The organism is Pseudomonas sp. KBN12P06040, from assembly GCF_037574965.1.
Taxonomy (GTDB): domain Bacteria; phylum Pseudomonadota; class Gammaproteobacteria; order Pseudomonadales; family Pseudomonadaceae; genus Pseudomonas; species Pseudomonas aeruginosa.
The window spans coordinates 648,318-661,898 of record NZ_JBBELS010000001.1; the positions used below are offsets into that span (position 1 = coordinate 648,318).

19 protein-coding genes and 1 pseudogene are annotated in these 13,581 nt (G+C 67.1%); 10 read left to right on the forward strand and 10 right to left on the reverse strand.

Going from position 1 to position 13,581, the window contains the following annotated elements; all coding sequences use genetic code 11:
• The 6 genes from epd (at nucleotide 1) to VQ067_RS03040 (ending at nucleotide 4,737) form a co-directional block, all read left to right on the forward strand.
• Nucleotides 1-1,062, forward strand: coding sequence for an erythrose-4-phosphate dehydrogenase (epd, locus tag VQ067_RS03015; protein WP_003084958.1), 1,062 nt, complete (start codon nucleotides 1-3; stop codon nucleotides 1,060-1,062).
• A gap of 5 nt (nucleotides 1,063-1,067) precedes the next feature.
• Nucleotides 1,068-2,231: a phosphoglycerate kinase gene (locus VQ067_RS03020; protein WP_033990549.1), complete on the forward strand. Its 1,164-nt coding sequence runs from the start codon at nucleotides 1,068-1,070 to the stop codon at nucleotides 2,229-2,231.
• 72 nt (nucleotides 2,232-2,303) lie between these two features.
• Nucleotides 2,304-2,504: a hypothetical protein gene (locus VQ067_RS03025; RefSeq protein WP_003084961.1), complete on the forward strand. Its 201-nt coding sequence runs from the start codon at nucleotides 2,304-2,306 to the stop codon at nucleotides 2,502-2,504.
• Between the two features lie 159 nt (nucleotides 2,505-2,663).
• A complete protein-coding gene (locus VQ067_RS03030; RefSeq protein WP_003113229.1) occupies nucleotides 2,664-3,005 on the forward strand; it encodes an MliC family protein in 342 nt (113 codons plus the stop codon).
• A gap of 119 nt (nucleotides 3,006-3,124) precedes the next feature.
• Nucleotides 3,125-4,189, forward strand: coding sequence for a class II fructose-bisphosphate aldolase (gene fba, locus VQ067_RS03035; protein ID WP_003084964.1), 1,065 nt, complete (start codon nucleotides 3,125-3,127; stop codon nucleotides 4,187-4,189).
• A gap of 65 nt (nucleotides 4,190-4,254) precedes the next feature.
• Nucleotides 4,255-4,737: a hypothetical protein gene (locus tag VQ067_RS03040; protein WP_015502261.1), complete on the forward strand. Its 483-nt coding sequence runs from the start codon at nucleotides 4,255-4,257 to the stop codon at nucleotides 4,735-4,737.
• A gap of 1 nt (nucleotide 4,738) precedes the next feature.
• On the opposite strand, the gene VQ067_RS03045 is transcribed toward VQ067_RS03040, so the two are convergent.
• On the reverse strand, nucleotides 4,739-5,164 hold the full coding sequence (locus tag VQ067_RS03045) for a YybH family protein (RefSeq protein ID WP_003110219.1): 426 nt from the start codon (nucleotides 5,162-5,164) through the stop codon (nucleotides 4,739-4,741).
• A 229-nt stretch (nucleotides 5,165-5,393) separates the two neighbouring features.
• On the opposite strand from VQ067_RS03045, the gene VQ067_RS03050 reads away from it, so the two are divergent.
• Nucleotides 5,394-6,161, forward strand: coding sequence for a class I SAM-dependent methyltransferase (locus VQ067_RS03050; RefSeq protein WP_003084969.1), 768 nt, complete (start codon nucleotides 5,394-5,396; stop codon nucleotides 6,159-6,161).
• Here the strand turns inward: VQ067_RS03050 and VQ067_RS03055 are convergent.
• Nucleotides 6,158-7,336, reverse strand: a complete 1,179-nt coding sequence (locus VQ067_RS03055; RefSeq protein ID WP_003113227.1) for a BaiN/RdsA family NAD(P)/FAD-dependent oxidoreductase — start codon at nucleotides 7,334-7,336, stop codon at nucleotides 6,158-6,160. The genes VQ067_RS03050 and VQ067_RS03055 overlap by 4 nt on opposite strands.
• 112 nt (nucleotides 7,337-7,448) lie before the next feature.
• Here VQ067_RS03055 and VQ067_RS03060 point away from each other — a divergent pair, with 112 nt between their 5' ends.
• Nucleotides 7,449-7,937 carry a M48 metallopeptidase family protein gene (locus tag VQ067_RS03060; protein ID WP_003084971.1) on the forward strand — a complete coding sequence of 163 codons (489 nt, stop codon included), beginning with the start codon at nucleotides 7,449-7,451 and terminating at the stop codon, nucleotides 7,935-7,937.
• 7 nt (nucleotides 7,938-7,944) lie between these two features.
• On the opposite strand, the gene VQ067_RS03065 is transcribed toward VQ067_RS03060, so the two are convergent.
• The 3 genes and pseudogenes from VQ067_RS03065 to VQ067_RS03075 form a co-directional block, all read right to left on the reverse strand.
• Nucleotides 7,945-8,640 (reverse strand): HAD family hydrolase, encoded by a 696-nt coding sequence (locus VQ067_RS03065; RefSeq protein WP_003084972.1) that lies wholly within the window; start codon nucleotides 8,638-8,640, stop codon nucleotides 7,945-7,947.
• A gap of 128 nt (nucleotides 8,641-8,768) precedes the next feature.
• Nucleotides 8,769-9,136: pseudogene (locus VQ067_RS03070) on the reverse strand (DUF805 domain-containing protein).
• Between the two features lie 177 nt (nucleotides 9,137-9,313).
• A complete protein-coding gene (locus VQ067_RS03075; RefSeq protein WP_003117946.1) occupies nucleotides 9,314-10,225 on the reverse strand; it encodes an AraC family transcriptional regulator in 912 nt (303 codons plus the stop codon).
• 117 nt (nucleotides 10,226-10,342) lie between these two features.
• On the opposite strand from VQ067_RS03075, the gene VQ067_RS03080 reads away from it, so the two are divergent.
• Nucleotides 10,343-10,681: a carboxymuconolactone decarboxylase family protein gene (locus VQ067_RS03080; protein WP_004352218.1), complete on the forward strand. Its 339-nt coding sequence runs from the start codon at nucleotides 10,343-10,345 to the stop codon at nucleotides 10,679-10,681.
• Here VQ067_RS03080 and VQ067_RS03085 read toward each other — a convergent pair.
• Complete coding sequence (locus tag VQ067_RS03085) at nucleotides 10,671-11,186, reverse strand: hypothetical protein (RefSeq protein WP_003099616.1); 516 nt, start codon at nucleotides 11,184-11,186, stop codon at nucleotides 10,671-10,673. The two genes, VQ067_RS03080 and VQ067_RS03085, sit on opposite strands and share 11 nt — an antisense overlap.
• 187 nt (nucleotides 11,187-11,373) lie before the next feature.
• Between VQ067_RS03085 and VQ067_RS03090 the strand changes: the two genes are divergently transcribed.
• The gene (locus VQ067_RS03090) at nucleotides 11,374-11,532 is read left to right on the forward strand and encodes a YqaE/Pmp3 family membrane protein (protein ID WP_003084988.1); all 159 of its coding nucleotides are present in this window, start codon (nucleotides 11,374-11,376) and stop codon (nucleotides 11,530-11,532) included.
• A gap of 9 nt (nucleotides 11,533-11,541) precedes the next feature.
• On the opposite strand, the gene VQ067_RS03095 is transcribed toward VQ067_RS03090, so the two are convergent.
• From VQ067_RS03095 to VQ067_RS03110, 4 genes are read right to left on the reverse strand one after another with little or no spacing between them, the layout of a single operon-like run.
• The gene (locus VQ067_RS03095) at nucleotides 11,542-12,000 is read right to left on the reverse strand and encodes a DUF6985 domain-containing protein (RefSeq protein ID WP_017001541.1); all 459 of its coding nucleotides are present in this window, start codon (nucleotides 11,998-12,000) and stop codon (nucleotides 11,542-11,544) included.
• A 15-nt stretch (nucleotides 12,001-12,015) separates the two neighbouring features.
• The gene (locus tag VQ067_RS03100) at nucleotides 12,016-12,486 is read right to left on the reverse strand and encodes a hypothetical protein (protein WP_003161937.1); all 471 of its coding nucleotides are present in this window, start codon (nucleotides 12,484-12,486) and stop codon (nucleotides 12,016-12,018) included.
• Between the two features lie 13 nt (nucleotides 12,487-12,499).
• Entirely contained in the window at nucleotides 12,500-12,847 is a 348-nt protein-coding gene (locus VQ067_RS03105) for an SMI1/KNR4 family protein (protein WP_033990550.1), read from the reverse strand.
• Nucleotides 12,837-13,451 carry a DMP19 family protein gene (locus VQ067_RS03110; RefSeq protein WP_033990552.1) on the reverse strand — a complete coding sequence of 205 codons (615 nt, stop codon included), beginning with the start codon at nucleotides 13,449-13,451 and terminating at the stop codon, nucleotides 12,837-12,839. Before VQ067_RS03110 ends, VQ067_RS03105 begins: the two co-directional genes overlap by 11 nt.
• Between the last annotated feature and the right edge of the window lie 130 nt (nucleotides 13,452-13,581).

Here is a 13,581-nt window from a genome sequence, read left to right on the forward strand (position 1 = left end):
ATGTCCACCCCGCCTTTTCGCGTCGCGCTCAATGGCTATGGCCGTATCGGCCGCTGCGTCCTGCGCGCGCTGCACGAGCGCCCGGAGCAACTGGGCTTCGAGATCGTCGCGCTGAACGACCTGGCCGACCAGGCCAGCGTCGAGTACCTGACCCGCTTCGACTCCACCCATGGCCGCTTTCCCGGCGAAGTGAAGGTCGACGGCGACTGCCTGCACATCAACGGCGATTGCGTGAAGGTGCTGCGCAGCCCGACTCCGGAAGCCATCGACTGGCAGGCGCTGCGGGTCGACCTGGTGCTGGAGTGCTCCGGCCAGTACACCAACCGCGCCCAGGCCGAACGTTTCCTCCGCGCCGGCGCGCCGCGGGTGCTGTTCTCGCAGCCGATGGCGAGCGAGGCGGACATCGACGCCACCATCGTCTATGGGGTCAACCAGCAGGACCTCAGCGGCCGCGAAACGCTGGTCTCCAACGCCTCCTGCACGACCAATTGCGGGGTGCCGCTGCTCAAGCTGCTGAACGAGGCGATCGGCCTGGAATACGTGTCGATCACCACCATCCACTCGGCGATGAACGACCAGCCGGTGATCGACGCCTACCACCATGAGGACCTGCGCCGTACCCGTTCGGCGTTCCAGTCGGTGATCCCGGTGTCCACCGGTCTGGCGCGCGGCATCGAACGCCTGTTGCCGGAACTTGCCGGGCGCATCCAGGCCAAAGCCATACGCGTGCCCACGGTGAACGTCTCGGCGCTGGACATCACCCTGCAGACTTCCCGCGACACCTCCGCCGCCGAGATCAACCGGGTGCTTCGCGAGGCCGCCGAAAGCGGCCCGCTGCGCGGACTGCTGGCTTATACCGAGCTGCCGCACGCCAGTTGCGATTTCAACCACGACCCCCATTCGGCCATCGTCGATGGCAGCCAGACCCGCGTTTCCGGGCCTCGCCTGGTCAACCTGCTGGCCTGGTTCGACAACGAATGGGGATTCGCCAACCGTATGCTCGACGTCGCCGGACACTACCTGCGCGCCGCCGTGCCTGATCAACAAGTACCCAAGGACTGATTGTCATGACCGTGTTGAAGATGACTGACCTCGACCTCAAAGGTAAGCGCGTGCTGATCCGCGAGGACCTCAACGTGCCCGTGAAGGACGGCCAGGTGCAGAGCGATGCACGGATCAAGGCCGCCCTGCCGACCCTCAAGCTGGCCCTGGAGAAGGGCGCGGCGGTGATGGTCTGCTCGCACCTGGGCCGTCCGACCGAGGGCGAGTTCTCCGCCGAGAACAGCCTGAAGCCGGTGGCCGAGTACCTGTCCAAGGCCCTGGGCCGCGAAGTGCCGCTGCTGGCCGACTACCTCGACGGCGTCGAGGTCAAGGCGGGCGACCTGGTGCTGTTCGAGAACGTGCGCTTCAACAAGGGCGAGAAAAAGAACGCTGACGAGCTGGCGCAGAAGTACGCCGCGCTGTGCGACGTGTTCGTGATGGATGCCTTCGGTACCGCCCACCGCGCCGAGGGGTCGACCCACGGCGTGGCCAGGTTCGCCAAGGTCGCCGCCGCCGGCCCGCTGCTGGCCGCCGAACTGGACGCGCTGGGCAAGGCGCTGGGCAACCCGGCGCGGCCGATGGCGGCGATCGTCGCCGGCTCCAAGGTTTCCACCAAGCTCGACGTGCTGAACAGCCTGGCCGGCATCTGCGACCAACTGATCGTCGGCGGCGGCATCGCCAACACCTTCCTCGCCGCGGCCGGACACAAGGTCGGCAAGTCGCTGTACGAGGCCGACCTGGTCGAGACCGCCAAGGCCATCGCCGCCAAGGTCAAGGTGCCGCTGCCGGTGGACGTGGTGGTGGCCAAGGAATTCGCCGAGAGCGCCGTGGCGACCGTCAAGGCCATCGCCGAGGTCGCCGACGACGACATGATCCTCGACATCGGCCCGCAGACCGCCGCGCAGTTCGCCGAGCTGCTGAAGACCTCGAAGACCATCCTGTGGAACGGTCCGGTCGGGGTGTTCGAGTTCGACCAGTTCGGCGAGGGCACCCGTACCTTGGCCAACTCCATCGCCGATAGCGCGGCGTTCTCCATCGCCGGCGGCGGCGATACCCTGGCGGCGATCGACAAGTACGGCATCGCCGAGCGGATCTCCTATATTTCCACCGGTGGCGGCGCGTTCCTCGAGTTCGTCGAGGGCAAGGTCCTGCCGGCCGTGGAAATCCTGGAGCAGCGCGCCAAGGGCTGACGCAGACGGGGCAAACCATTCGCCGTCCTCGGGGGTCACACCTTTGAGGACGACGAAAAAAGGAGGTGCCCCATGCGTTCCGTAACCTTGCCACTCCTGATGTTCTGCCTGGGCCTGGCCGCCTGTAGCGGCGATGGCGGTCGACGCCCGAGCACCTGCGAGGTGATCAGTCCGCCGGACGTGATGGTGCCGACCGAGCAGAACCGCCAGCGGGTCGAGCAGCAGAGCAGCGGCGATCCGACCGCCGGACAAAAGCCGGTGGAATGCCCGTAGTGCTTTTCTGCCAGTTTCTACGGAAAGGGCTGGGGATTCGCCAGCGTACGCAGTAGCATTGCGCCTTTCCTGTGACAGGCAAGGCCAGCCGGCCGCCGCGCGGGCCGCTTGCGGCCCGGCGAGGTGCGGTGGAGCGTTCCGCACGGATGGAGGATGGACATGAACTACTCGCGTATCGCCCTGTTCGGCGGCTTCGCCGCCGCGGCGCTGCTGGCCGGCTGCTCCGCTTCCTCCGGCAAGCCGGGCGGCAAGGACTGGACCCGCTGGACCTGCGACAGCAAGGCGGTGATCGAATGGCGCTATATCGACGGCAGCAAGAACATCGTCGACCTGCGCCTGAAGGACGAGGACGACGTGGTCCACCACTTGGAGCAGGAACCTGCGGCCGTCGGCGCTTTCTATAGCGACGGACGCCTGGGCTTCCACCTGGAGAACGACGAAGGCCTGGTGTACTGGGTCGAAACCGACGACCTCATCGGTCGCGGTTGCAAGGCGCGCTGAGTCGCGCCGGCAGGGGCGCGGCGCCGCGACCGCTCCTCGCAAGGAACTTGAACCGGGCCTGCCCCTGCGGCAGGCTTCTGAATCACTGAACGACCCCGCGATTGGGAGATACGAGAACCATGGCACTCATCAGCATGCGCCAGATGCTGGATCACGCCGCCGAATTCGGCTACGGCGTGCCGGCCTTCAACGTCAACAACCTCGAGCAGATGCGCGCCATCATGGAAGCGGCCGACAAGACCGATTCGCCCGTGATCGTCCAGGCTTCCGCCGGTGCTCGCAAATACGCCGGCGCGCCCTTCCTGCGCCACCTGATCCTCGCCGCGATCGAAGAATTCCCGCACATCCCGGTGGTCATGCACCAGGATCACGGCACCAGTCCCGACGTCTGCCAGCGTTCCATCCAGCTGGGCTTCAGCTCGGTGATGATGGACGGCTCCCTGCGTGAAGACGGCAAGACCCCTGCCGACTACGACTACAACGTCCGCGTGACCCAGCAGACCGTGGCGTTCGCCCATGCCTGCGGCGTGTCCGTGGAAGGCGAGCTGGGCTGCCTGGGTTCCCTGGAAACCGGCATGGCCGGCGAGGAAGACGGCGTCGGCGCGGAAGGCGTGCTGGACCACAGCCAGTTGCTGACCGACCCGGAAGAAGCCGCCGACTTCGTGAAGAAGACCAAGGTCGACGCCCTGGCCATCGCCATCGGCACCAGCCACGGCGCCTACAAGTTCACCAAGCCGCCGACCGGGGACACCCTGTCGATCCAGCGCATCAAGGAAATCCACGCGCGCATCCCGGACACCCACCTGGTGATGCACGGCTCTTCCTCGGTACCGCAGGACTGGCTGGCGATCATCAACGAGTACGGCGGCGAGATCAAAGAGACCTACGGCGTGCCGGTCGAGGAAATCGTCGAGGGCATCAAGTACGGCGTGCGCAAGGTGAACATCGACACCGACCTGCGCCTGGCCTCCACCGGTGCCATCCGCCGCTTCCTGGCGCAGAACCCGAGCGAGTTCGACCCGCGCAAGTACTTCTCCAAGACCGTCGAGGCCATGCGCGACATCTGCATCGCTCGCTACGAAGCCTTCGGCACCGCCGGCAACGCTTCCAAGATCAAGCCGATCTCCCTGGAAGGCATGTTCCAGCGCTACGCCCGCGGCGAGCTGGATCCGAAGGTCAACTAAGCGCCTTCGTTCGAACGGGAGCCCCGCTGGTCGGGGCTCTTGCACATCCGTCCCGGGGAAATCCGATGCGCCGCTGGCTCCTGACCCTGCCGTTCCTCCTGCTGGCCGGTTGCGCTGGCCTGCACACGCCGTCCCGCGACGTCGAGGAGGCCGCGTCGCCGAGCGTAGCGCGTGATCCCGCCGATCCGCAGGATTGCCTGGCGCGTAGCGACTGCACGACCAAGACTTCGCGCACCCTGTTGTTCGTCTTCGACTATGCAGAGGCCGGCGGCGAACTGGTGGTGCGCGACGGTCGCCGACTGGAAACCCCGCCGGCGCCGCACCGCTCCACCTGGCCGGCGTTGCGCATCCAGCTGGCCGAGCCGGTCAACGGTCGCTTCGAGTTCGAGAGCCCCTGCCTGCGCAAGAGCGGCAAGGGCTGCCGCTACAGCCAGGCTACGCTGCTGAAGGTCTACCGCAGTTACCTGGTCGGCAAGCCTTGCTCGCTGCTCAGCCCTCGCGCAGTGAAACGCTGCGTCGACCCGGCGACGACCGCCGCGCGGCGCTGAGTCAGGGCTGCAGGTCGAACAGCGCCTTGCCGTCCATGTCGAACGGCGCCGAGAAATGCTCGTGGATCACCTTCCAGCCGTCGCCTTGCTTGCGGTAGCCGGCGCTGACCCGCATCCACGAGGAGTGCGGCTGGCCGTCCGGGCCGGTGCCGCCGCAGTGGCAGAGGTAGTGGGCGAAGGCGACCTGCTGGTCGGCATGGATCTGCAGTTCGGCGATATCGAAGGTCATCGGTCCTTTGCACATCTCGGTGCAGGCCTGCCAGTGCTTCTGGTAGGCGTCGCGCCCCTTGAATTGCAATTGCAGGATGGCGTCGAAGGCGACGATGTCCTCCGCGTAGTACGAGACGATGCGCGGAACGTCGCTGGCGCGGACGGCGGCTCGCCAGTCTTCGATCAATTGGCGGATGGCGCTGACTTCGCTGCTCATGGCTGACTCCTGGTTGTGGCGGGGGACGCCGGCGTGTGCCGGGATGCTTTTACCCTGGTCGTCGGGTGGGCCTTCGGATCGACAATAGCCTCTTCCCCGAGAGGTCCACGAAGCCCCTGACCAATGGCTGCGAGCCACGCTGCGCAAGGCTTTGAACCGTTCGTCTGGAATTCGGAGGAAAACCGCTGTGCTATACCTCGGGCTTTCCCTGCCGCCCAGGAGGTCCCTCATGTCGTCCGTACACAGCGCCGCCCAGCAAGGTTTCAGCGCCGAGGCCCAGCGTTACGCCCAGGGCCGGCCCGAGTACCCGGAAGCGCTCTCCGACTGGCTGCGCGATGCCCTTGGCCTGCGTCCGCAGACCGTCGCGGTGGACCTCGGCGCCGGCACCGGCAAGTTCACCCGCCTGCTGGCCCGTACCGGTGCGCGGGTGGTCGCGGTGGAACCGGTGGATGCGATGCGCGCCCAGCTCGCCGAAGCCTTGCCGCAGGTCCAGGCGCTGGCCGGTAGCGCCCAGTCGATTCCGCTGGCCAACGGCTTCGCCGACGCCCTGGTGTGCGCACAGGCCTTTCATTGGTTCGCCACCGTGGAGGCGCTGGAGGAAATGCGCCGCGTGCTGACGGCGGAAGGCAGGCTGGGGCTGGTGTGGAACGTGCGTGACGAGTCGCTGGATTGGGTCGCCGAGATCACCCGCATCATCACCCCCTACGAAGGCGATGCGCCGCGTTTCTACAAGGGCGACTGGCGTCGGCCGTTCGAGCGTGCGCCCTTCGGACCGCTGCGACTTTCCACCTTCGCCTACGAGCATGTCGGCCCGCCGGAGCAGGTGATCGTCTCGCGCTTCCTTTCGGTGAGCTTCATCGCCGCCTTGCCGGAGACGGAAAAGAACGCCGTGGCGGCGCAATTGCGCGAGCTGGTCGCCAGCCACCCGGCGCTCAAGGGGAAGGAGCAGGTAGCGCTGCCCTATCGCACCGAGGCCTATCTGGCCGAGGCGCGCTAGGCGTACTGCCCCGCCGCATAACCCGAGGCCCAGGCCCACTGGAAGTTGAAGCCGCCGAGATGGCCGCTGACGTCCAGTACTTCGCCGACGAAATACAGCCCCGGCGAGCGCTGCGACTCCATGGTCTTCGACGACACTTCGTCGGTGCTCACCCCGCCCAGGGTCACTTCCGCGGTGCGGTAGCCCTCGGTGCCCGAGGGCGTGACCCGCCAGGCCGAAAGCTGCCCGGCGATACCCGCCAGTTCGGTCGGGGTGTACTGCTTCATCGGCTTGGAGACGAACCAGCGGTCGGCCAGCAGTCCGGCGAGCTTCTTGGTGAACAGCTCGGCGAGCAGGGTCTTCAGCTCGCTGTTGGGACGCTCGCGCTGTTGCTGTGCCAGCCATTCGCTGGCGTCGTGGTCCGGCAGCAGGTCGATTTCCAGGGTATCGCCCGGTTGCCAGTAGGAGGAAATCTGCAACATCGCCGGGCCGCTGAGGCCGCGATGGGTGAACAGCAGGTTCTCGCGGAACGCCTGGCCGTTGCAGCTCACCCGGCAATCCACGGAGGTGCCGGAAAGCTCGGCGCACAGCTCCTTCAGCTGGTCGGTGATGGTGAACGGCACCAGCCCGGCGCGGGTCGGCAGCACCTCGTGGCCGAACTGGCGCGCCACCTGGTAGCCGAAACCGCTAGCGCCGAGGGTCGGGATCGACAGGCCGCCGCTGGCGATCACCAGCGACTCGCAGCGCATCTCGCCGGCGCTGGTACGCAGGCGGTAGCCGGCGTCGTCGCGGGCGATCTCTTCGATCGAGGTGTCCAGCAGGATTTCCGCTCCGGCCTCGGCGCATTCGCGCAGCAGCATCTCGAGGATGTCGCTGGACTTGTTGTCGCAGAACAGCTGGCCGAGTTTCTTCTCGTGGTACGGCACCTGGTGCTTGGCCACCAGGCCGATGAAGTCCCACTGGGTGTAGCGGGCCAGCGCCGACTTGCAGAAGTGCGGGTTGCGCGAAAGGAAGTTGGCCGGCTCGGTGTACAGGTTGGTGAAATTGCAGCGCCCGCCGCCGGACATGAGGATCTTCTTGCCGGCCTTGTTGGCGTGGTCGAGTACCCGCACGCGGCGCCCGCGCCCGGCCGCCGTCATCGCACACATCAGCCCGGCCGCCCCGGCGCCAACGATCAGCACATCTGTACTTGCCACTGTCCCACTCCGCTCATCGGAAACGGCGCGCATCTTACCCGAAGCGGCGGTCGGCCGCCGGAGCTCCCGACGCGGTACACTGGGCGTTTTCCGCGAACCGCCGGACCCGTGCATGATCCCCCTCAAGTACCTCCAGGCCTATCCCGCATCGCTGCAGGACCAGGTCCGCCAGCTGATCGCCGAGAACCGCCTGGGCGAGTACCTCGAGCGCCGCTACCCGGGGCGTCACGATGTGCAGAGTGACAAGGCGCTGTACGCCTACACCATGAACCTCAAGCAGGAACACCTGCGCAACGCGCCGGGCCTGGACAAGGTGCTCTACGACAACAAGCTCGACGTGGTCCAGCGTGCCCTCGGCCTGCACACCGCGATCTCGCGGGTGCAGGGCGGCAAGCTCAAGGCGAAGAAGGAAATCCGCGTGGCTTCCCTGTTCAAGGACGCCGCCCCGGAGTTCCTGCGGATGATCGTCGTCCACGAACTCGCCCACCTGAAGGAAAGCGAGCACAACAAGGCGTTCTACCAGCTCTGCCAGTACATGCTGCCGGACTATCACCAGCTGGAGTTCGACCTGCGGGTGTACCTGACCTGGAAGAGTCTCTGACGCCCGGTTACGGCGTTCCCAGCGCCACTCGGCTCTCGCGGCGCAGGCGCGCCACGGTCTCCGGCAGTTCGCGCATGTGCTCGACGATGGCGATGGCGCCCAGCTCGCGCAGTACCTCGGCGTGCCCGGCGGGAATGTGCCCGGCGCCGACGAAGCCAATCACCCGCATCCCCGCGGCGAGGGCGGCGCGGGTGCCGGTGCTGCTGTCTTCCACCACCAGGCAACGCTCGGGGGCGACGCCGAGCAGGCTGGCGGCGTGCAGGTAGACGTCGGGTGCGGGCTTGGGCAGGGCGACCATATCGGCGCTGGCCAGGCGTTCGCCGATCAGTTCGCTGAGCCCGGCGCGCGCCAGCGAGCGCTCCAGGCTGTGGCGGCGGCTGTTGGAGGCCACCGCGACGGGCAGGTCCAGGGCCAGCAGCGCCTCGCGTGCGCCGGGAATGGGTTGGACCTGGGCGACCATCTCCTCGCTGCGCTGGCGCACCTCGCGGTTGAAGCTGTCGGGGATGCGCAGGCCGAAGTGCTTCTCGACGCGATCGAGGATGTCGCGGCTGGTCAGGCCGAAGGTGCCTTCCAGCAGGCGCTGCAGCTCCTCCAGCGGTGCGTAGGCGCTGAGCGCCTCGTACATCACGCGCTCGGCGATGACCTCGCTGTCGACCAGGACGCCGTCGCAGTCGGAAATCAGTGCGTCGATGGGATGGGGCATGGGCTACCTCGCTGCGGGCGTTGGCGCAGGGCGCCGGAGTGGGAGCGAGTCATTCTAACCCCGGTCAGGGGCGGGAAGGGAAACAGGGAGCGGGAGAACGCCGGGCCGTGCGGCCCGGCGGGAAGGAATCAGGCGATGCCTTTCGGGTTCTGGCCGTACTGGTTCTGGCCGGCGTCGCTGTCCTTGGCCAGCAGGTAGATCAGGTACAGGCCGACGATCGGGATCAGCGCGATCAGCATCCACCAGCCGCTCTTGTTGATGTCGTGCAGACGCCGGGCGGTGACGCCCAGGGCCGGCAGCAGTACGGCGAGCGAGTAGAGATTGGCGATCGGCAGGAGCTTTTCACTGATCAGGCCGAGCACGACGCTCAGCGCGACGGAGATAGCGCGACGGAGATGATGATGTTCACCAGGGTGAACATCCAGTATTCCTTGCGACGGGCGCGCCCGTTGAAGTCGAAGTAGTGTTCCTTCACGCATTTCAGAAACCATTCCATGTTTGCCTCCTGGGCGTACTGGTAAAGCGGGAGAGTGGGTGCCGCGACAAGTACCCCCGCGCCTCCTTGCCGGGAAAGCACAGTGTAGCCGTACTGTCAGTGAATTCGTACAGGATGTTGCGAAAATCATTCGCATTGCATAGCGGCGGATTACCGAAATGTGCGCCGGTAGCGCTTTCAGCGAGCGGGGTCGGCCTGGCGGCGGAAACGGCCGGGCGATTCGCCGAAGGCTTGGCGGAAATTGCGGGAAAACGCCGCCTCCGACTGGTAGCCGGTCTCGGCGGCGATATCCAGCAGGCTCTTCTGCGTTTGCCGCAGCAGGCCGCGGGCCTTTTCCATGCGGATGCGGGTCAGCAGGTTCCACGGCGAGGTCCCGCCGAGGGCGGAGAAGGCGCGGACGAAACTGGCCCGCGACATCGCCGCCTGCTGGGCAAGCTGTTCCAGGGTCCAGGCATGCTCCGGGCGTTCCAGCATGGCCCGCAGGGCTCGTCCCAGGCGGGCGTCGCCCAGCAGGCCGAACAGGCCGTCGCCCAGCGGTTGGCGGTCCAGGTAGGCGCGCAGGGCCAGGGCGAACAGCGCGGTGGCCAGCGCGTCGATGATCGAGCGGGCGCCGCTGCGGGTGCTCTCGGCTTCCTCGCGCATCAACCCGATCAGCGCGCGCAGGGGCTGCTGGGTCGACTCGTCCATATGCACCAGCAGGCGCTCGGGGAGCGCGCCGAACAGGCTGGCACCGGCGTGATAGCGGTAGCTGCCGCAAAGCATGTCGAGGGCCTCGCCGGGGCCGTTCAACTGGTACAGCGGGATGCTGCCGCGGTGCTCCACGGTGGGTTCGCAGGGTTGCGCCGGGCTGTCGCTGCGCAGCAGGTGCGGGGTGCCGCGTGGCAACAGGATCAGGTCGCCGGGGTGCAGGTCGAGGCGACCGCCATCGAGGAATTCGCAATAGCAGGTGCCGGCCATGACGATATGGAAGGTCGCCTCGCCGGGCACCGCTTGCGGATGCTCCAGCGCCCAGCTGCCCTGTAGCTGGCAGCGCTGGTCGAGGCGGCCCTGCAGGTTGGCGAGCTGGATGAGCCGGTCGAGTGGGTCCATGGGATGAGCCGATCAGGTCGAAAGTAGAGACGCATGGGCAGGCGGCGCGGTCCAGACTGGTCGAGACTGGTAACCCGACGCGCCACTCCCGGCGCGAAAGCAACGGAGAATATCACCATGCTGAACAACTGGACCGAGTTCGTACCCGCCGTGAAAAAAGCCTTCGGTGCCCTGGGCAAGCAACACCCGAAGATGCTCGCCGCCTATGGCGCGCTGGAGGAAGCCAGCGCCGAGGGCGCCCTGGATGCCAAGACCCGCGAACTGATCTCCATCGCCGTGGCCATTACCACCCGTTGCGACGGTTGCATCGGCGTACACACCGAGGCCGCGCTGAAGGCCGGCGCCAGCGAGGCGGAAATCGCCCAGACCCTGGCCACCGCCATCTCCCTGAATGCCGGCGCCGCCTACGTCTATTCGCTGCGCGCGCTGGAAGCCTACGAGCAGTTCAAAAAGTGAGGCCGTACAGGCGCTGCAGGTAGAACAGCAACCCCAGCCAGGCCACCAGGGCCAGCCAGCCCAGCCCCAGCAGGCCCTTGCGCAGCAGCGTCGAGGGCCTGCCGTGGAGCAGGTCGACCAGGCTCAGCATGCCACCGAGCAACAGCAGGCCGAGCAGTGCCTGGGTGTACTGGGCGAAACTCGGCGACAACGCCTCGTCGCCGTGGGCGGCATAGTTGTACAGGTTCCAGGCGCAGATCAGCGCCGCCGGCAGCAGCGCCAGCAGCGCGCCGAGCCAGCGCCCGCGGACATGCAGGAGGAAGCCCGCGAGCAGGCCGACCAGCCCGGTACCCAGCGGTAGCAGCGCCAGGCCCTGGCTGAGGTAGACCAGGTCGACGCCGTCGGCGAGCGCCATCGGGGTGACGAAACGGTAGCTGCCGCTGGCGCAGAGCAGCACCGAAAGCAGCAACAGGGCATAGCCCGGCAGGTACGGCCAGAAGGCGGGACGCGGGGGCAGGTCGGACATGGATGTTCCTTGCGGGTTGTCCGCTCGCATGAGCGTAGGCTCAAGCGTACCGCTGCGCGTGACAGGCGGCGAGTACCGTTGCGGTTGAACCCTCCGCGAATGGCGGGAGTCAGTCATAGGGTGACGCGAAAAAACGCCGGCTCACGCGCCGGACACCGTATCGACCCTGGACCAAGGAGTTCCGTTCATGGACCTGATCCGCATCCTCATCGCCATCCTCCTGCCGCCGCTGGGCGTGTTCCTGCAAGTCGGCTTCGGCGGCGCCTTCTGGCTGAACATCCTGCTCACCCTGCTCGGCTACATCCCGGGCATCGTCCACGCGGTGTACATCATCGCCAAGCGTTGAGGCCCCTGCTCAGGCGTAGTTCCATGGTTCCTTCACGGTGAAGTCCCGCCACGGGTCTTCGCCGTGGAAGGGGCCGACATAGAGCACCTCGCCGCCCCGGACGATCCATTCCATACCGTGTTCGCGGTCCCATTCGCAGTTCAGCGACAGGTGGATCACCGCTTCGTCGCCCTGTTCCGGGTCGGGCACGATCAGCTCGCCCGGCTCGATCCGTTCCAACACCGCGCGCGCCGGCGCGACTTCCTCCGCAGACTCGCCCAGCCGCTCCAGGCGCGCGGCGCGGTAGCGCAGGCTGGCGGCACAAAGCCGCTCGACCACGGCGTCATCCAGTTCGTCGAGGGCTCGGGCGCAGCGCCAGGCGTAGGCGTCGTCGGCCTCGTTCTCGATGAACAGGCTGATGTAGCGCCGGTACAGGCGCCAATACACTTCGCCCATGTTCGCATCGTCCAGGTTGCGGATCAGTTCCATGCGTGGTCTCCCTGTTCAGCAGCGTTCGGTGAGGGCGATGCCACGGCCGTCGCCGAAGCCATCGTGTACGTGCAGCCACAGCGGGATCGGCCAGGCCCAGCCGCCGGCCTTCCACCAGCACTCGGCGAACCAGGCTTGCAGCGTATCGGCGAGCAGGTCGACGCCGCCGAAGCCGTCGGCGAAGTAGGCTTCGTCGAAATCCGGGGCATGTCCCAGGCCGAGCGCCAGGTCCAGCGCCTTGCCGGGAAACAGGCGCGGGTCGCTGGCGTCGACCCGGTTGTTGGCGCCATTCAGGTACAACCACGCTTCCGCTGCGTCGCGTCCGTCCTCGCCGAGGAACAGTTGGATCTCGCCGTCGCGCAGTCCTTCCTCCAAGGGTTGCCGGAGCAGCTCGCGCAGGCGCTGGATCACGCCCGGCGCGGCGCGTTGCAGGTCGCGGCGGTAGCGCTCGCGGAATTGTTCGGGGCTGAGGCCGAAAGGAATCATGGGCGTTTCTCCGTCATTCGGGCAGGCAGGGCCCGGCTTCCAGCCAGGCCTCCAGGCTGGGTGCCAGGGGTTCGAAGCAGTCCGGCGTCATCGCGCCATGGTCGACCAGGAACAGCGCCTGCCGGTGATCGTCCAGGGCCATCACCACGGCGCGGCCGCCGCTGTCGTCGCCTATGGCCAGGTAGCCGGGGCAGTAGAGAGAGGTTTCGAAGGCCCGGTTGCGTTCCAGCAACTCGTCGGCGGCGTAGAGCAGCAGGCCCGGCTCGACGAGGCGGCCGCCGTGCTGCTCCAGAGCGGCGACGAAGGCAGCCGGCAGCGGTCGTCTGAGCCAGGCCTCCAAGGCATCCAATTCAGGCTTCATCGGGCTCGTCCAGGGCGAACAATGCATGGCGGCGGGCATGGGCCAGCAGGCGTTCGCCAAGCGCGTCGGCCAGGGCGTAGAAGCGCGTGTCCAGCGCATTCAGGGCCGCTTCGCAGTCGCGGTCGGGTTCATCGGCCCAGGTCGGCATGCGCAACTGGCGTTCGGCCTGGGAGACTGGCACCGGAGCGTCGCCGAACAGCAGGGCGGCGGCTCGCTCCAGCAGGGCCAGGGCGTCCTCCGCCTCCAACTCGCGAAGACCCGCGCGCGCCGCCTGGTACTGGTCGCCGGAGGAGTTGCCGAAGTACTGGTCGAAGCCGCCGTTGTGCACTTCGCCGCTGAGCACGCTCACTGCGTAGTAGCTCCGCTCGGCCGGCGACAGCCCGGCGAATCCCTCGCGGCCATCGTAGACGCGATTCACCAGCGCGCTCCAGTACAGCGCCTGCGGACTCGCCAGGTAGCGCCGTCGCTCCGTGTGGAAACGCTTGCCATCCTCGATGTTCTGCCGGTAGCCGCCCTTGCAGGGCATGCACAGTCCGTCGTTCCTCGCCGCCGTGGTCGGGAGGATGAGATGGCCGCAGGCGCGGCAGGGAAGGCGGTCGGTCATGAGCGGTCCTTGCTGGTGGAAGGGGCTCATTATTGCGCAGGATCGTTCAGCTTGAACGACAGTTTGGCTTGCCAGCCTGGCACGGCATTGCCCGCTGGCATGGCCGACCCTCTCTCCCGTCGGGGAGAGG